The 17378-nt window shown below is 62.6% G+C and carries 18 protein-coding genes; 9 read left to right on the plus strand and 9 right to left on the minus strand.

The genetic code is table 11. The features are described 5' to 3' along the window. Positions 1-3: 3 nt before the first annotated feature. Complete coding sequence (locus tag NF78_RS07775; protein ID WP_225885252.1) at positions 4-609, plus strand: rhomboid family intramembrane serine protease; 606 nt, start codon at positions 4-6, stop codon at positions 607-609. A gap of 120 nt (positions 610-729) precedes the next feature. Then, complete coding sequence (locus tag NF78_RS07780) at positions 730-933, plus strand: hypothetical protein (RefSeq protein WP_035989074.1); 204 nt, start codon at positions 730-732, stop codon at positions 931-933. Positions 934-1256: 323 nt separating this feature from the next. On the opposite strand, the gene NF78_RS07785 is transcribed toward NF78_RS07780, so the two are convergent. Beyond that, positions 1257-1493, minus strand: coding sequence for a hypothetical protein (locus NF78_RS07785; protein WP_035985620.1), 237 nt, complete (start codon positions 1491-1493; stop codon positions 1257-1259). Positions 1494-1593: 100 nt separating this feature from the next. Further along, a complete protein-coding gene (locus NF78_RS07790) occupies positions 1594-5454 on the minus strand; it encodes a CHAT domain-containing protein (protein WP_035985621.1) in 3861 nt (1286 codons plus the stop codon). Between the two features lie 207 nt (positions 5455-5661). On the opposite strand from NF78_RS07790, the gene NF78_RS07795 reads away from it, so the two are divergent. After that, positions 5662-5868 (plus strand): DUF2283 domain-containing protein, encoded by a 207-nt coding sequence (locus tag NF78_RS07795; protein WP_035985622.1) that lies wholly within the window; start codon positions 5662-5664, stop codon positions 5866-5868. A gap of 74 nt (positions 5869-5942) precedes the next feature. Here the strand turns inward: NF78_RS07795 and NF78_RS07800 are convergent, their stop codons facing one another. Next, positions 5943-6389 (minus strand): hypothetical protein, encoded by a 447-nt coding sequence (locus NF78_RS07800; RefSeq protein ID WP_052049968.1) that lies wholly within the window; start codon positions 6387-6389, stop codon positions 5943-5945. Positions 6390-6398: 9 nt separating this feature from the next. After that, complete coding sequence (trpD, locus tag NF78_RS07805) at positions 6399-7478, minus strand: anthranilate phosphoribosyltransferase (RefSeq protein WP_318655453.1); 1080 nt, start codon at positions 7476-7478, stop codon at positions 6399-6401. Positions 7479-7860: 382 nt separating this feature from the next. On the opposite strand from trpD, the gene NF78_RS07810 reads away from it, so the two are divergent. Together NF78_RS07810 and NF78_RS07815 are read left to right on the plus strand one after the other, a co-directional pair. After that, complete coding sequence (locus NF78_RS07810; RefSeq protein ID WP_035985624.1) at positions 7861-8358, plus strand: orange carotenoid protein N-terminal domain-containing protein; 498 nt, start codon at positions 7861-7863, stop codon at positions 8356-8358. A gap of 193 nt (positions 8359-8551) precedes the next feature. After that, positions 8552-8965 carry a ketosteroid isomerase family protein gene (locus NF78_RS07815; protein WP_035985625.1) on the plus strand — a complete coding sequence of 138 codons (414 nt, stop codon included), beginning with the start codon at positions 8552-8554 and terminating at the stop codon, positions 8963-8965. A gap of 156 nt (positions 8966-9121) precedes the next feature. Here the strand turns inward: NF78_RS07815 and NF78_RS07820 are convergent, their stop codons facing one another. The 4 genes from NF78_RS07820 to NF78_RS07835 all read right to left on the minus strand — a co-directional run bounded on the left by NF78_RS07820 (position 9122) and on the right by NF78_RS07835 (position 12129). Then, the gene (locus NF78_RS07820) at positions 9122-9568 is read right to left on the minus strand and encodes a hypothetical protein (RefSeq protein ID WP_035985626.1); all 447 of its coding nucleotides are present in this window, start codon (positions 9566-9568) and stop codon (positions 9122-9124) included. A gap of 225 nt (positions 9569-9793) precedes the next feature. Next, positions 9794-11449 carry a glycoside hydrolase family 3 N-terminal domain-containing protein gene (locus NF78_RS07825; RefSeq protein ID WP_072016020.1) on the minus strand — a complete coding sequence of 552 codons (1656 nt, stop codon included), beginning with the start codon at positions 11447-11449 and terminating at the stop codon, positions 9794-9796. Beyond that, positions 11446-11904: a 30S ribosome-binding factor RbfA gene (rbfA, locus tag NF78_RS07830; RefSeq protein ID WP_035985627.1), complete on the minus strand. Its 459-nt coding sequence runs from the start codon at positions 11902-11904 to the stop codon at positions 11446-11448. The genes NF78_RS07825 and rbfA overlap by 4 nt, the downstream gene beginning before the upstream one ends. Positions 11905-11931: 27 nt before the next feature. After that, a complete protein-coding gene (locus NF78_RS07835; protein WP_035985628.1) occupies positions 11932-12129 on the minus strand; it encodes a DUF751 family protein in 198 nt (65 codons plus the stop codon). 170 nt (positions 12130-12299) lie between these two features. Between NF78_RS07835 and NF78_RS07840 the strand changes: the two genes are divergently transcribed. After that, complete coding sequence (locus tag NF78_RS07840) at positions 12300-13139, plus strand: DNA adenine methylase (protein WP_035985629.1); 840 nt, start codon at positions 12300-12302, stop codon at positions 13137-13139. Positions 13140-13336: 197 nt separating this feature from the next. Beyond that, complete coding sequence (locus tag NF78_RS07845) at positions 13337-14068, plus strand: EcsC family protein (RefSeq protein ID WP_052049969.1); 732 nt, start codon at positions 13337-13339, stop codon at positions 14066-14068. Between the two features lie 152 nt (positions 14069-14220). On the opposite strand, the gene NF78_RS07850 is transcribed toward NF78_RS07845, so the two are convergent. Then, positions 14221-14697, minus strand: coding sequence for a CRR6 family NdhI maturation factor (locus NF78_RS07850; protein WP_035985631.1), 477 nt, complete (start codon positions 14695-14697; stop codon positions 14221-14223). A gap of 235 nt (positions 14698-14932) precedes the next feature. Between NF78_RS07850 and wecB the strand changes: the two genes are divergently transcribed. Together wecB and NF78_RS07860 are read left to right on the plus strand one after the other, a co-directional pair. Continuing rightward, positions 14933-16060 (plus strand): non-hydrolyzing UDP-N-acetylglucosamine 2-epimerase, encoded by a 1128-nt coding sequence (gene wecB, locus NF78_RS07855; RefSeq protein ID WP_035985634.1) that lies wholly within the window; start codon positions 14933-14935, stop codon positions 16058-16060. 279 nt (positions 16061-16339) lie between these two features. Beyond that, positions 16340-17272 (plus strand): MBL fold metallo-hydrolase, encoded by a 933-nt coding sequence (locus tag NF78_RS07860; RefSeq protein ID WP_081972546.1) that lies wholly within the window; start codon positions 16340-16342, stop codon positions 17270-17272. The last annotated feature ends 106 nt before the right edge of the window (positions 17273-17378 follow it).

Consider the following 17378-nt stretch of genomic DNA (forward strand, 5'->3'; position numbering starts at 1 on the left):
GCCTTGGCTTTCTTTGACTCCATCACGCCGCCCGAGGGCTTTCGTCAGGGCATCATGCTGCTGGCCTACCTGCTGGCGCTGATGTGGGCGATCGCCGTTGCCGATTTTGTCACCGGACGACGGCTGCTCACTCCGCTCAGCATTCGGCCCCGCCGTCTGGAGGGGCTGCCGGGCATTGCCATCGCCCCCCTACTCCACGGCGGCTTTGGCCACCTGGCCGCCAACTCTGGACCGCTGGCAATTCTGGGCACCATTATCCTGCTCCAGGGGCTGGAGGTCCTGGCCTTGGTGACGGGATTTTGCTGGCTGTTTAGCGGCGTGGGCATCTGGCTGCTGGGCCGCCCCGGCACCCGCCACCTGGGGGCCAGCGGCGTGGTGTTTGGCTACCTGGGCTACCTACTGCTGCGGGGCTATTTTGAACGCAGTCCGGGGGCGATCGCCGCCGCCGTGGTGGTGGGGCTGCTCTACGGCGGGGCCCTGTGGGGCCTGCTGCCGCTCCAGCGAGGCAAGTCGTGGGTGGGCCATGGAATGGGCTTTGTGGGCGGGGTGATCGTGGCCCGCAAACTGCCGATCATGCTGGAATGGGTGCGCTACAATTCGGGGTTTTAACCGCCGCTGCTGCCCCAGGGGTGTTGCTGAATGGATGCACAAATTTGGGTAGGGCAAACGCCGTTTGCCCCCACGGCTGGCACGGTCTCGTTAATCCCAATCCAAAATTCCCAATCCAACATGTCCGACTCCCCTTCCCACTTCACCCCCGAAGAACTGGCCCGCTGGCGCTTTGGCCTGGCCCAGGCCAACCTCAACAACATCCTCTGCCACTGCCGCGACTGCGACGAAACCTGGATGGCCTCGGACGACGAAAACCTGGTCTGTCCCTGCGGCAGCCGCCGGGTCGAGCACATCGCCTGCTGGCAATTTCCCGACGGTTGAGGGGCGATAAGAGGATGGTGAGAAACCGGGTTTCTGCTCAGGTTTGTGGATAGTGGGCTAAACCCCGCCAGAAACCCAGTTTCTGGGGGATGGGGATGCTCTGCGGGGAGATCCCAGGGTTCTTGAAGAACCCTGGGATCTGGTCACTCGTTGCTCAGGAGGGCTTGCAGGGCGGTATTATTTCAGGACGTAGATCTGACGTCAGTACCAGTGCCTTGGCTTGTACGTCTGCGGAAAATTGCACTTGAAAAACTGCTGCCAATCAGTACCTGGCTCTTGGTAGTAGCGCTTGACCCAGGCGCTGGCATCAAGGTAGTCAACCCTCAACGGCGTTCCTCGATTAGCTGGGCAGAAGCGGTTGGGCCTTCAGCGTGGATGGGAGTCACACTAGGGAATACGGGCAAGGTCTGGGAGGGAATGAGAAAGGTAGGATTTTCTGCCAGCTGGGCCAGGGCGGGGGCGACGGAATTGTGCCAGGTGTTGATTAGCAGTAGGAGTTTGCTGCACTCGGGGTCGCTAAGGGTGTCTATAGCTTGGTGAAGGGCCAGTCTGGGGCTCATGGCAGGTCAGGAGTTAAGGCTGGAATCTGTTTCTATTGTGGTTGAAGAAGCCTGGAATCGCGGAGAGATCCCAGGGTTCTTCAAGAACCCTGGGATCTGGTCACTCGTCGCCCAGGAGGGCTTGCAGGGTGGTAGGGTCGGCAATGCCCCGGAGAATGGCGCTGACGATCATGGAGCCACTAAGGCTAAGGGGATCGACGAGGGTGGCTTCATTGCGATCGCCGCTGAGAATGCGGCAAATGGCGTTGGAAAGACCTGGAATTTGATCTTCCAAAGCGCTCAGCAGTTCGTCAAGCTGCCTTCTAGCCTCTTGATTTGTCAACGCTGAAACGGCCAGCAAAATTAATGGCCCCAACTGCCGCAACTCCTGCTGGGTACCTGCGAAGGCGGCTCTGGCATGCCGTGCCTGCTGCCGATAGGCCTGTGCCTGATCGGCCTGATCCTGCTGGTCAGCAATCTCGGCCAGAATGGTATATGTTTTCCAAATTTCAGCAGCGGCAGGGTCGAGGGTTTGTTTAATGGCCAGGGCCGCTTCAGCGTGGTGGCGGGCGGTGGCCAGGTCGGCGTGGCTGGGGTGGGGTTGACTTTGCAGAAGAGCGGCGAGGTTGCTGAGGGTACGAGATACAGTAAGCCAATCTTCTGTGGCTTTGCCCCCTGCGATCGCTTTCTCGTACCAGGCGATTGCCATCTCCAGCCGACCCGACAACTGATTTACAATCGCCAACTGATTCCAGGTTTTCACCGCACCATTACTGCCCCCAATCATTTCCTGGGCTTCCTTTAGTCGTGCCGCCTCCCGGTAGTGCCGCTCTGCCGCCTCCCACTGCTGTGCCTCCTCGTACACCCTGCCTAGTTGATGCCAGGCCACCGCTTCGCCAGCCGGTTCCTCCAATCGCTGAAACGTAGCCAAGGCTGCCTGGTAGCGGGTCTCCGCTGTCGCCAAATCACCCTGTTCCAGCGCCAGCATCCCGATGCTGCTCTGCACAGCCGACTCCTTTACAGCATCGCTAAGTTCTTGAGCGATCATCAGAGATGCCTCGTAGGCCGCCTGCGCCTCTCCATAGTCCCCCAATACCGTCAGTACATTCCCTAAATCAGTCTGCAGCAACCCCCGCAGCTGTTTCGCATCGTTGTTCTGCTCCAACTGTGCCGCCTCGGCAATCCCCACCCGAAAGCACGCTGCCGCCTGGGCCGCCTGCCCTTGTGCTTCTAAGCAACGGCCCATCCTCCCCAGCGTCGTACACCGATCATAGCTACGCATGTTCCCCAGCCCTTGCAACACATCAGCAAACACCTCCAGCGCCTCTGCTACCCGCCCCGTCGCCAGCAACACCTCCCCTTGGTTGCTGCGGGCCAGGTACCACGCCTGCGACCCCACCTCCCCCTGGAGCGACTGAAGCAGTGTCGCCAGGTCTTCCCGGTCCTTACTCAAGCCAAAGTTGTTGAGGAACTTGTTGACGTACTCCCCAAAGGCCACCGCATCCCCATCCCCTGCGGCAATGGCCCAGTTTACCGCCGCCATCAGGTTGGGCAGTTCGCGGCGAGCAATGGCCCGCGCCTCATGGGGTTTTTTAACATCTTCGTGGTACAGCCATCCCGAAAGCTGGTAATAGCGCTGGCGGTGGCGGGTTTGCAGCTCGGCCTCGGCGGCGGCGGGCACCTGCGCCCACAGCACTGGGGCCAGCGTGGGGTGAAACTTCAGGTAGGGCGGGTCGATGTTGGGGAGATATTCCGCCCGGATCAGCCCCGTATGCTCTAGCTGGGCTCGGATGGGTTGCCACTCGGCCTCGGTAATTTCGGTAATGGCAAGCAGATCAGGCTCCATTGCCCCTCCCTGGAACACCCCCAGCCTGGGCAACCACTGCCGCGCCTGATCATCCAGCCGATCCAGCGACAGCAGCAGTGAGGCTACCAGGGGGTTTGGGGGTTCCCCCGCCTGTACTGGGCTACTCTGCAATAGCTCCGCCAGTCGTGTCCCCACCTCGGCAATGCGCCGGGTCTTGAGCTGCCGCGCCAGCAGGCCAATGGAGAGCGGGTGAAAATCCACCAGGGCAAACAGCTTCACCAGGGCGGCGCGCTCTGGGGTGGGGGTGGTGGCGGCGGGGGGCAACGCCCACAGCGCCCTAAAGTAGGCCAGGGCATCGTTGGGGTAGGCGGTGCTGCCCAGCCCCCGCAGTGGCAGGGCCAGGTGCTGGCGGCTGCCCTCGGTGGGGTAGGCGGGGTGGGCAAAACTGGGCTGGCGGGTGGTCAGCAGCACCCGGCTCTGGCCCGCCTCCGACCAGGCTTTGGCGGCCTCCAGCAGGCGGCGCTGGGGCTCGGGCTCCAGCGCTTCCAGGTTGTCTAAAATCACCAGGGTGGGCGTTTGCCCCAGGTGCGCCGTGGCGACGGCGGCATCCAGCAGGCTGTGCCCCAGCACCGTGGCCAGGGTGCTCACGGCGTAGCTCACCGGGTCCAGGCCCTGGTAGGCGGCATAGTCTACAAAGGATACCCGCTCAAACATCCCTGTCTGGTACAGCCAGCGGCCCGCCTCCACCGCCAGGTAGGTTTTACCCTGGCCGCCAAACCCCGTAATGCTCAGGCGGCGCGTGCCCCCCACAAAAGCCCGCTCGATCTGCCACAGCTCCCAACTGCGGCCCCAAAAGCCCGCCTCCTGCACCTCCGGCAGGTTCTCCCCACCACCCTCACCATCCTCACCACCCTCACCCTCCCCACCGCCCACCAACAGCGGCACATCCCCCCCCGCCTGATACAGCGCTGGCAAAAACCAGTCCTGCAACCGCAGGGTTACCTCCTGCTGCTGCCCCCGCAGGCGCGTTCCCCGGTCGGTGTTAAAGAACAAATGGCGGCGGGCGTTGTCCAGGGCTTCGCCCATGCCCTGGCCCCGGCCCAGGTTTTGGTAAAACTGGCCAAACAGCGCCTCGGTGGTGGTCACCAGCACCGAGTGGGTCATCGCTAGCACCGCCGGAATGCCCCCGTGGGTGAGCCGCGCCGCCACGCTGCCCATCACCCCCGCCGTGGGGTCGGCTGCTTCGTCGGTGGCATCGGCGGGCCGGGGGCTGCCCACCATCGCCGATTGGCAGGCCGACAGCACTACCAGCCCCACGGTTTGCTCGTTCAGCAGGGCCGCCAGCTTCTCCGCACTCACGATCGCGCGATCGCCCCTATCATCCTCAAACAGCAGATAGCCCATCTCCGCCGCATCCTGGGGGCTCTGGCGGGTAGGCGACAGCCCCTGGTGGCGGCGGGCTTCCTCAAACAAAGCGCCCGTGGCGTCGTAGACCCCGTGGCCATCGAAGTGGATCACGTCGATGGGGGGCAGGCGGGTATCATCCAGGCGATCGCGCAGCGCCTCCACCGTGGCTGGCCGCAAAAACTCCACCTCAAACCGCCCCTGCCCCGCCTGCTCCAGTGCCGCCAGCACCGCCTGGGCATCGCTGCGGGGGTCAATAAACCCCGCCCCCCGGGGCCGACTGACAATGAACAAAATCCGCACCCGCTCCCGGGGCGGGCCGGGGGGCACATTGAACCCACCCGTGCTGTTGAACTGCCGCTGCACCGTAATTCGGGGATTGCTGTTGAACACATAGCTGCCCTGGGGCACATGCAGCAACTCCCAGGGCAGCGCCAAAATCTCGGGATGGCTGGCCCCGATGATCAACCGTCGCTCCTGCTGCCGCTGGTTGTAGAAATTCATAAACGCCGCCTGGGCCGCAAAGTTCCCCAGGGCCGCCTCAAACAGCACCGTCCCCCACTGGGGCAGTTGCGCCTCAATCGCCTGGGCCTGCCGGTCGTCCTCTTCCGCCGTGTACTGGGCCGAATAGGTCTCCAGATACCAGCGGATCGCCTGCAAATCTTCGGCGGTGAGCGGGTTGGCAAAGGGCAGGGGCTGGGTGGTTCCCGTCGGCGACTGCACCGTGACGTGGTGCGGGTCAGGAAAGACAAGGCGCAGCTCTAGGCCCATGGGTAAAGCGACCGAGGAAACGGCGGGAGTTGCCCACTACTATAGCCCTGTAGACTTTGCCTGTCCCGTTGTGTTGCGAGTCATGCCAGGGTGAAAAGTACCGACTACTTTCGTAACGTTGTGCCCCACAAGCATCCTGACGTGCAGATAGAGTGGGTGCAGCAATCGCAGCTTTTACCGTCGTCAACTCAGGGGAGAAGAACCTCGATGAAGCTCACCTACTTCCCCGATACCGACACTCTCTATATCGATCTCGCCGACCGCCCCAGCGTCGAGTCCGAGGTGGTCAACGACAATTTGATCATTGACCTGGACGATACAGGCCGCCCAGTGGGTATTACCGTAGAGCACTATAGCCAGACCGTCACCACACCCACCATTGAGGTCAACCTACCCAAGGAGCTGGTGTCCTAGCGGCTGTAGGGTGGGCACTGCCCACCATTGCTTTAGGCATTGGCTTTGTTATTGAATCCACTGGTCAGGGCTGCTCACAGTCGGGCGTCCGGGGGTGGGGGAGAATCCCCAAACTCCTCGCAAAAGGCCTTCAGCCCGATGTGGATGACGATCACCCCCACCGCCACCACCAGGGTTTCTAGCAGCACGCCGCTAAACCCCATCGCCACCAGCACCGGGCCGAAGTTTTTCACTACATCGCCGCTGGCCAGGTCTTTCCACTGCTGCCACTGGGTATAGAGCACGCCCCCCTCCTGGCAGAGGTCTGCTTTGGCGGCTTTTCGGAACTGTTTGAGAAACGTCACCGGCTTTTCCTGGGTGATGCGCTCGATTTCTGCCGCCTGTTTGGCCAGAGGGGCGTCGGGTTCCTCCAGGCTGCGCTGCACCGCACCGGTGGGTCGGCTGTGCTCAATGCCCGCCAGCTCGCGATCGATTGCCGTTGCTAGGGTCTGTACCTCTGGGTCAGAAAAGATGGTCGCCATGGCAGAGTATTAAGCTAAGAAATTCACCAGCGCCTGCAGTTTCTCCCAAGCGGCCCCGCTGGCGAGAATGTCCTTGGCCAGGGCAATGCCCTCGGCGATCGCGCCCTCCAGCGAATCGGCCTGTACCTGTTCGCCCACCTTCAGGGCCAGGGCCGCATTCAGGGCCACCACGTCCCGCTGGGCCTCGGTGCCCTTGCCCTGGAGCACGGCGGTGAGAATGGCGGTATTTTCCTCCAGTTCGCCGCCGCGCAGGGCGCTGAGGGGAGCCGCTGCCAGTCCCAGGGCCTGGGGATCGATCGCGGCGCTAGTCACCCGACCCTGTTCGACCACCGACAGGTCGGTCTTGTCGCCCAGGCCCGCTTCATCGAGCCGCTCCCGCCCGTGCAGCACGATCGCCTGGGGCAGGCCCAGCTGGTTCAGCGCTTCGGCCATTGCAGGCACCACCGCCGCATCATAAACGCCAATCACCTGACCAGTGGGCTGTAGCGGGTTGACCAGGGGACCCAGCAGGTTAAACACCGTGCGCACCTTGAGGGTGCTGCGCAGGGGGGCCACCGCCTTCATGGCCGGGTGCCAGCCTCGGGCAAACAGAAACGTCACGCCCACCTCGTCCAGCGCCGCCTTGGCCCGTTCTGGCGCCGCTCCCAGGTTGACCCCCAGGGCCTCCAGCACATCGGCGGAGCCCACCTTACTGGAGGCAGAGCGGTTGCCGTGCTTGGCCACCCGCACCCCTGCCGCCGCCGCCACAAAGGCCACGCAGGTCGAAATATTAAAGGTGTGCGCCCCGTCACCACCTGTGCCGCAGGTGTCGATGCAGGGGGTGGGGTGGTGGATTTTGCCTTCGCCCCCCAGGGACTGCCCCTGCAAGACCCGGGCCATACCCGCCAGCTCACTGGCTGAGACGCCCTTGGCCTGGAGCGCCGCCAGCAGCCCACCCGACACCACCTCGGGGATAGCCTCCTGAAGCCAGCCGCGCATCAGGGCTTCAGCCTGATCTTGGCTGAGCGATTCCCCCCCGATCAACCGCTGCAAGAGGGCTGACCAGTCTTGCCAGTTTTGAATGGGGGCAGCAGGCATGGCTTGGGTCACAGCGGAGGCTCCTTGGGCAACGGGGACAACTCAAAGCATAGTCTCCCTATTTTCTCCCAGAACGTTCCCCAGAGCGCGTTTTTGGGCTGAAGGCGCGATCGCCTCCCGAATACCACCCCAGCTCAGCGACTGGCGCCAATGCCAGCTTTACATTTCATGCAGGAGCCAGAGCCCATTCATAAGCAATACTACTCATTGTTCAAACCAGGTTATTCAGCTCCAGCCCAAATAGAATAAGCGTTTCAGGCTGCAAGCAGCCGGGGAACATTGAAAAGCCTCGACCACGCATATAAATTTGTCAAATGCGCGATCGCTAAACATTTCGTAATCTTTTGTTACGGTAGAGCTGTGAAGGCAAATTGTTCACTCCTTGGAGGTTTCCATGACCTACACAACAACCGCTCCGGCGATCGCCTCTCTTGGTACCGTGACTCCAGTTGCTAGTGCAATTGCGGCCTTCCAGGGCTTAGCGACCGATGAGCAACTGGGCTTGCTCTGGGTACTGTACGACAACATGGGCCGCGCGATTACCCCCGCCGCCCCCGGTGCCGCCCGCCTGCAGTTCGCCGAAGGGCTGCTGGCCCAGGTGCGAGCCATGGCCCCGACGGAACAGCTTCAGTTTATGCGCGACCTGGTCGAGCGCAAAAATACCCCGGCCACCCGTGCCTACGGGGTGCTGACCAACAACACCAAGCTGGCCTTCTGGTTCCAGCTGGCCGAAGCCATGCGCGCTGGTGCCGTCATTGCCGTGCCCGACTACTACAAGCTAGGCGGCGACGGGATGGCCGTGTTCGGACAAATTTCCAAGCTCGACTTCAACCAGCAGATCACGGTTTTGCGCCAGGCCGTAGTGGCCATGGGCGTTGACCCCCTCGCCTAAACCGGGGAGCTAAAGGCTGATTAGACGCCGAGTTTCTGCCAGGGGCAAACCTGAGGGTAGCGACCGCCGCTACACAGGAACTCGGGGTCTATGACTCCTTTCCAAGGGCTCTTCTGGCCCAGGGCTCTCCTGTCCCAGGGTAGACGCCCGGCCAGAACCAACCCCCTATGCTTAAACTATTTGCGTTGGAAAGATGAGCCTATCTACCCGTGTGGCCAACACAACCCCAGACCTGGCGGCGGTTTCTGCCGCTGTCGAGCGCTACTTTGCCGGCTTCAACACCGAAGACTATCGAGCTGTAGCGACGCTGTTTGAGACCGATGGGGCGCTGCTAGCTCCCTTTGAGGAACCAATCGTCGGTCCGGAGGCCATCTACATTTACCTGCAGGCCGAGGCTCTCAACATGCGGGCCACGCCGGTTCAGGTAGAGGCTACCCCCCACCCCGACGGTGGCCAACAGGTGGTGGTCAAGGGCCGGGTCAAAACCCTGCTCTTCACTGTCAACGTGCGGTGGACGTTTGAACTGACGGCAGCGGATACAGTGCGGTCTGCCGAGATCAAGCTGCTGGCCTCGCTACAGGAGCTGATGCAGCTGGATCGGGGTTAGTGCCGCCGCGCGGCATTCAAACGGTAAAGTTCAAAGAAAAGGCGTTGCTGAATTGATACATGATTTTGGGTAGGGGCAAACGGCTGTTTGCCCCGATTAGGGGCGTTGGATGATTGATTTATCCCTGTGTTCAGCAACGCCAAATGATCGTGCAGGCTAAGCTGCCTTGGGTACCGAAACCTGGCCCCAGGCGGCAGTCAGCAGCGATCGCCCCAGGCTCAGGTGCTCGGGGGCACACTGCCAGTCGGGATGGGCGGTGAGCAACAGCGACTCCAGAGATTCGGCATCGAACAGGTGCCACACCTCGGCCCCGGTGGAATTGTCGGCGATCGCGTAGCAGTTTTCGGCCACGCAGTAGAGGGTCATGCGATCGCTCATGCCAGCGGGCAGGGTCAGCTCCTCCCCAATCGCTAGCCGCCTGAACCCCTTGATGGCCTGTTTGAAGGCCTCTGTGCTCTGAGTAACCAGGCCCGGCAGCACCCGCATAGCTCGCTGATCGCCGTTGACGCAGATCCAGTAGCGGCGCAGGGGATCAATGCCCTTCAGCCAGGGAGATTCGTCGTCAAGGCGGTAGCGGGGGGCTAAGGACAGCTCAGAGAACATGACTTTACCGACGGGGGGTAAGCGACTCCTTTAGCATCGGGTAGTCACCCAGGTTTTCTCAATCTGTCGAAACAAAAGTATAGGAAACCTGATAGGTGACTTTACGTTTTTTAATGGACGACTGGGGAGGGTTGGCTGCCGAGGCTGGCGAGAGCGGCTGAAAAATACCCATCAGCAGGGCCAAACGGCTTCCCATTGATTTTTGTCTGCGAACCGCAACCCGGCTCAGTCAGTAAACTCGCGGTTCAGCGTCGTCCCCTGGACGGGCAGCAGGGTCTGCAAAATCTGGCTCTGGGCCAGGGGCATTTGGCCGTAGGTAAAGCCGTAGGGGGCCGAGCCAAAATGAGGCCGCAACTGCTCGAGGGCGTAGGGGCTACCGTAGATGACGACCCCCCGCAGGCAGTCGGCCTGCCGCAGGGCCTCCAGCCACAATTCGGCCCGCTCCAGCAGACCTTGGGTACCGCGAAACGGGTTGCCGCGCACAAAGATCTGCACCAGGCTGGGCCTCAGCTCGGGGGCATGGGGCAGCTGAATACAGGCCTGGGTATCGACGAGCTTGAGCTGGTAGTGGTGGTTCTGGGGCCAGAGGATCGCCGCCGCCGTGCGGTCTAAAAAGCGGCAGCCGACGACGTCATCGACCAGCACCAGGTTGTCGCCAGGGGCGGAGGCCGGACAGGGGGGCACCTGGCCCTGCACCGTCATCGAGGCGGTGAGCATTTCGGTGGCGAGGCGGCGGGTGGCGGGCTGGGCCAGGGCCTGGAGCTGAACCGGGGGCGGCGGCAGGTGCTCCCAGGCGTGGCCTGCCCCATCGGGGAGAAGAGCGGGGGCCGCCTTCTGCTTGGCCCGCCAGATCCGCTCCACGCTGGCCACAATGCGATCGGGGGTGAGGCGACCCCGGTGGACGGCCTCCACCACGGCGGCGATCGTCCCCTCGGGGTCGCCGGGCATGAGCAGCACGTCGGCCCCCGCTTCGACCGCCAGCACCGCGGCTTCGTAGGGGCCGTAGGCGTTGGCGATCGCCCCCATGATCAGGGCATCGGTGACAATCAGGCCGTCGAACCCCAGCTGCTGACGCAGCAGCCCGGTGAGAATGGGGGCGGAGAGGGTGGCCGGGTGGCGGGCATCGAGGGCAGGAATACGCAGGTGGGCGGTGATGATGGCGTCGGCCCCGGCGGCGATCGCAGTTCTAAAGGGCACTAGCTCCAGGGCTTCGAGGCGATCGCGATCGTGGGGCAGCACCGGCAGCTCCAGGTGAGAGTCCACCGCCGTGTCGCCGTGGCCGGGGAAGTGCTTGGCGGCACTCAGCACCGGCTGGGTTTGCACGCCGCGCAGAAACGCCTGGGTGAGGGCACAGACCCGCTCCTGGCTATCTCCAAAGGCCCGGACGTTGATTACCGGGTTGTCCGGGTTGTTGTTGATGTCAACCGTGGGCGCCAGCACCCAGTTGAGGCCAATCGCCAGAGCCTCGGTGGCGGTGGCGGCCCCAAAGGCTTCGGCATAGGCCAGGGCTGTGCCGAGGTCGCGATCGGCCACCGCCGACAGGGCCATCGGCGGCGGAAACCAGGTGGCACCGCTGAACCGCTGGCCCACCCCCTCCTCCACATCGGCGGCAATCAGCAGCGGAATCCGGGCCTGAGCCTGCAGCGCCTGGGTTTTGAGCCCTACTTCGGCGGCGCTACCTCCCAGCAAAATGACGCCACCCACCCCCAGCTCCTCTACGTATTGGGTGAGGGTGGCCTGGTCGGCCTCCCAGGTGGGGTAGCGAATTTCGTGGTCAAACAGGTGTCCCGAGGCCCGCACCACCACCATTTGAGCCACCTGCTCCGCCAGGGAAAGGCTCTCGGGGGCGGGCAGGCGGGCGGTGGCGATCGCCGGACTCACTCCTCTTCCCCAGCGGTCGGGGGTTCGGTATCGGGTTCCTCGCCGGTCAGGTCATGGCCCTCCCAGGCGGCCTCCCCCTCGTCGGGGAGTCCCTTTTCGGCCCGCTCCTGGCTGAGCTGGTTGATTAGCGACAGCACGCGGGTGCCGCGCTCAACCCCCACGTCTTCTCTAAAGATAATTTCAGGGGTGCGCCGCAGCCGCAGCCGCTGGCCCAGTTCGCTGCGCACAAAGCCCGTGGCCGCCTTCAGGCCCGCCATGGTTTCGGCCCTGGCCTCGTCGGTGCCGTAGATGCTGACAAACACCTTGGCGTGCTGCAGGTCACCGGACACATCGACATCGGTGACGCTGACCATGCCAGCCCCCACCCGGTCATCTTTAATGTCCAGCATCACCATCTGGCTGATCTCGCGCTTGATCAGCGACGCCACCCGCTCGACGCGACGACTGTTGGCCATAGCTCTGTACTCCTGAACGCAACGGCATTAACCCAGACCCAGCATGGCCCGCAGGGTAAAAGTAAGAAACAGGAACGCGGCCACCACCGCCCCAATCAGCGCGATCGCCGTGGTGGGTCGCTGCAGCAGCGGCACCAGGGGCTGGGCGGCATTAAAAAACACCCCCAGGGTGAAAGAAATAAAGTAGCGGGGGTAGCGAGAAACGTTATCAAAAAAATCTTTCATGGCGGCAGAGCGGGAGGAGTCGTCTTACATCCTAACCCACGATAAAACGCCCGCAGGCCCCCTTTTCCCCAGGACTGCCAAATCTGGCGTTACCGCCAGGGCGAGCTTTGCTATAGTTGGGGCATTCCTGGCCAAGTACATTTGATCTGAGACAACTGTAGGACGGTTTTGTGACAGCGGCACTTTCGGCTTCTACCTCGCTCTACCCGCGCCCGTTTCTCAAGTGGGCCGGGGGCAAGGGGCGTTTGCTCAGCCAGTACGAGCCGTTTTTGCCCCAGCGCATTGACACTTACTATGAGCCATTTTTAGGCGGCGGGGCAGTGTTCTTTCACCTGGCCGGGCGGGCTCAGCGGGCGGTTCTGGGAGATATCAACCCCGAGCTGGTCAACGTCTACTGCTGCGTGCGCGACCAGGTGGAACCGCTGATTCGCCACCTGTGGGATCACCAGCGCCGCCACACCCCCGCCTACTACTACGAGGTGCGCCAGCGGCAGCAGCTGCGATCGCCCGTGGAGCGGGCCGCCCGGCTCATCTACCTGAACAAAACCTGCTACAACGGCCTCTACCGCGAAAATTCTCGCGGCCACTTCAACGTGCCGATGGGCAAGTACAAAAACCCTACCATCTGCGATCCCTCCCTGCTGCGGGCGGCCTCGGCGGCGCTGCAAATTGCCGAGATTCAGACCTTCTCCTTCGAAACGCTATTGGAGCGATCGCTCAGCCGCCGCGACTTTGTCTACTTTGACCCGCCCTACCACCCGATCAGCACCACCAGCAGCTTTACCAGCTACAGCCGCTACGGTTTCACCGGGGCCGATCAGGAGCGGCTGGCGGCGGTGTTCCGTGCCCTGGCGGTCCAGGGACAGCGGGTGATGCTCTCCAACTCCGACTGCGCGTTCATCCGCGAACTGTACCAAGGGTTTGCGATCCACCCCATGCTGGCGGCGCGGGCAATCAACTCCCGGGCCGGGTGCCGGGGCAAAATCGGCGAGCTGCTCATTACCACCTGAGCAGAGGTTGCCATTATTGAATGTGCAGGTTGAATTCCCGTAGCGGCACTGGCCACTTTGAGGACCAGCCGTGGCACCGCTGGAGTAGACGGTGGGCCAGAATTGTTCACATCTCCTAGCCCAGGATGGATGCCGTCTGCTGCGTCGATGGTTTATTTGTAAAGAGATAACCCTGACGCGATCCAAAGGCCAGTCCTGTGACCACCACCCCACCCCCCAACTCCACCCCCAATGACCAGACCCGCAATACATTTGAAGCGGTCACCCAGGTGATGCAGGTCATTGTGCGCGTGCTGGACAACGCCAGCGCCAACACCGGCAATGCGGTGGTCTCCCGGCTGCAGCCGGTTCTAGAGCCGGTTACCACCACCGTTGGCAGCGTGATCGGCCCGATTGTCAGCCTGCCGTTTATTCAGTACGCCACCGCCCTGCCGGGGTTGCGGGTGCTGCTGGCGGCGCTGGGCCAGGTGAACGTGGCCGGGGTGCGATCGCAGGTGGATGAGCTGCGATCGCAGTATCCCCTGGACGACAAGCGCGGCCTGGCCCAGCGGGTGATGGCCGAAACCGCCCTCAAGGCCGCCGGGGTGGGCCTGGCCACCAACTTTTTGCCCCCCATTGCCTTTACCCTCACCCTGGTAGACATTGGCGCAGTCGCCGCCCTCCAGGCCAGCATGATCTACCGCATTGCCACCATCTACGGCTACTCGCCCACCGACCACGATCGCCGGGGCGAAGTGCTGGCGATCTGGCTGCTGTCCTCCACCACCGCCGGTATGGTCAAGTCGGGGCTCAGCATCGCCGAACTGATTCCCGGACTGGGGGCGCTGCTGGGCGTTGCCACCGACGCGTCGCTGATCTATAGCGTCGGCTACTTTGCCTGCCGCTACTACGAAACCAAGCGATCGGCCCCCAACGAAATTGTGGTGTAAGCAAGGTTGCTTGCCGTCGTCAAGGCAAGGCTGGTGGGGGTTTCAGGTACGGGGTTTCAGGTACAGGGTTTCAGGTCCCAGGAACGTTGCCGGGGTGCCCCCAATCCAAATCTCTACCCGACACCCGACACCCAACACCCAACACCGTTCCCCTAAACCAGCAGCTCAAACAACCCCTCGTCAATTTCGTAGCCCAGCATCTGGGTCATGAACTTGAGCCGGGTGTACTGGGTCACCCCCTGACTGCGCAACCAGGCGGCGATCGCAAAAATTTTCGCCATCATGAAAATTTCCAGCGCCTCGGGGTTGTAGCGAATGCCCTCGGTGGGGCTGAATTGGTGGGGTACCAGCATGGCGGCGTAGCGGCCCAGGTCGCCCGCCTCCCAGTCCAGCACCAGGGGTAGCCAGGGGTAGCAGGTGTCGAGACGAATAAACCACAGCCGCACCTCTGGCAGTTCCGAAAGTTCCCTGGGGTCGGCGGGGTCGCGGCTGATGTCGATTTCAAAGCGCAGACCACCCTCGCCGTGGGGAAGCTTGCCCTCGGCCAGCAGTGGGTCAATCACCCGCCGGGCCGGAGTCAGGTCCAGGGTTTGAAAATGGGAGTCTTGCAGAGTAATGGTGTGGGCCATGGGGCAATACCGCTCGTTGACAGGCGCTATTGCCCATTGTCTCAGAGGGTGGCCCTGGGCTGAGGGAATTTCTCTCCGCCGGGGGACGGCCACCGCCCAGCTGACCCGTGCTGCACGCGCTCCCCTCAACCCATAGTCAGGGGCCAGAGGCCATGCCATCATAGATAACGCTTTGGGCAGTGCAGCTCTGACACCTTGCCCAGCGGTCTGTTGTAGTGTTTTTGGCGGCGGCCCCATGTCTGACTCTTCCCTGCGCGTGTGCATTACCCTGGGCACTCGACCGGAGGCGATTAAGCTAGCCCCGGTGATTCGCGCCTTTCAGCAGGACCCGGCGATTCAAACCCTGGTCGTACTCACCGGACAGCACCGCGAAATGGTGGATCAGGTGATGGCGCTGTTTGACCTCAAAGCCGATGCCGATCTGGCCATAATGCAGCCGCAGCAAACCCTCACCGAGATTACCTGCCGCAGTCTGCAAGGGCTGGAGGACTGCTTTCAGGCCCACCGTCCCGACCTGGTGATTGTGCAGGGCGATACCACCACCGCCTTTGCCGCCGCCCTGGCTGCCTTTTACCAAAAAATTCCGGTGGGGCACGTCGAGGCGGGGCTGCGCACCGACAACATCTACAGCCCCTACCCGGAGGAGGCCAACCGCCGGCTGATCTCGCAACTCACCACACTACACTTTGCTCCCACCACCACCGCCGTCGGCCACCTCAAAGCGGCGGGGGTGGTCGGAGAAATTCACCACACGGGCAACACCGTCATCGATGCGCTGCTGACGGTAGCCGGGCAAAACCCCGACTGCCCCATCGACGGCCTCGATTGGGACCAGCACCGCGTGCTGCTGGCCACGGTTCACCGCCGCGAGAACTGGGGGGAGCCCCTGAACGACATTGCCAAAGGCTTTCTCACTGTGCTTGACCAGCAGCCCGACACCGCGCTGCTGCTGCCCCTGCACCGCAACCCCACCGTACGCGATCCGCTGACCCGGCTGCTGGGCAACCATCCCCGCGTGTTTTTGACCGAACCGCTGGACTACCGCCGACTAGTCGGCGCGATGGGCCGCTGTCACCTGCTGCTCACCGATTCGGGCGGGCTCCAGGAGGAAGCGCCGGGGCTGGGCAAACCCGTGCTGGTGCTGCGCGACACCACCGAGCGGCCGGAGGCTATCGAGGCTGGCACCGCCCGATTGATTGGCACCAGCGCCGAGGCGATTAGCCACCACGCCCTGGAACTGCTCACCGACGAGGCCGCCTACGGAACCATGGCCCGAGCCGTCAACCCCTTTGGGGATGGCCACGCTGCCGATCGCATTTTGGCCATCGTCAAAGCCCACGGGCTCAAACCAGTTCTACATTAACGGATGAAACCAGCCCGATCCACTGTCCTCAGCGCTGGCAAAACCCCCACTCTGATTCTGCCATTACGCCAAATGGCAGAATCGGCACCGCCCGTCAGACCGTCAGAATGGCCCAGCGGGGCATACTAACTTTAATCTGGGAGTAAACTTGGACTAAGGCTTAAGGGTGGATCCTGACACCAGATTGTTAGACATCGTATGAGGTTGGCCGTACGGGTGCTCGCGGCAGTAAACCGCTGTCTAAACACCATCTCCAACTTGGTAAAATGCTGAACCTTCATGGCCAATATCGCTAGTCCTTCCGATGCCCTATTTCCGGTTCGCGCTGGCGACCCCGCTCAGTCTGAGCCCCGCCCAGTCGAACAGACGTTTACCTTGACCTTTTGGGGCGTGCGCGGCAACATCCCGGCCCCGGGTGCCGATACCGTGCGCTACGGCGGCAATACAGCCTGTGTGGAAGTGCTGGTGGGCGGTCAGCGGCTCATTTTTGACGGCGGTAGCGGGCTGCGGGTGCTGGGGTGCCACCTGATGGAGCAGGGGCCACCTGTGGATGCCCACCTGTTTTTCACCCATACCCACTGGGACCGCATCCAGGGCTTTCCGTTTTTTGCACCCGCCTTTGTGCCCGCCACCCAACTCAATATTTATGGCGCCCCAGCCCTGAACGGGGCCTCCATCAAGCAGCGCCTGATGGATCAAATGCTGCGGCCTAACTTCTTTAAGCCCCTGCAAACTATGGCGGCCACTATGGCGTTTCACAATATTGCCGCCGGAGATTCGATTTGCCTGGGGGACGTGGTGGTCGAAACCTGGAGCCTCAACCGCCACACTGGCGCCCTGGGTTACCGGGTCAGCTGGCGCGACATTGTGCTGGTCTATGCCACCGACACCGACCCCACCCAAACCAGCCTCGATCCCAACCTGCTGATGCTGACTAGCGGTGCCGATGTGCTGATTTTTGACGGCACCTATGCCGATACCGCCTACTCAGATCCTAACGGTGCCGGGCTGGCTCCCTGGCACCTGGGGGTCGAGGTGGCTCGGGCCAGCCAGGTTAAGCATCTGGTGCTGTTTCACCACGACCCCTGCCACAGCGACGACCAGCTCGACCAGCTCGAGCGGCAGGTGCAGACGAGCTTTGCCCCTACCCGTCTGGCCCGCGAAGGCATGACCCTAGACCTGCTCCGGGCCAGCGGCTGTAATCTTGGTTAATCTCAGTTAGGGAATCGCTATCAGTCAGGCACAGCGGGCTAGTATTGGCGGGCAGAAATATAACAACCCTCGCTTTGGGTGTTGGGTACCGGGTGCCAGGTGTCAA

It is taken from the genome of Leptolyngbya sp. KIOST-1 (assembly GCF_000763385.1).
Lineage (GTDB): Bacteria > Cyanobacteriota > Cyanobacteriia > Phormidesmidales > Phormidesmidaceae > Nodosilinea.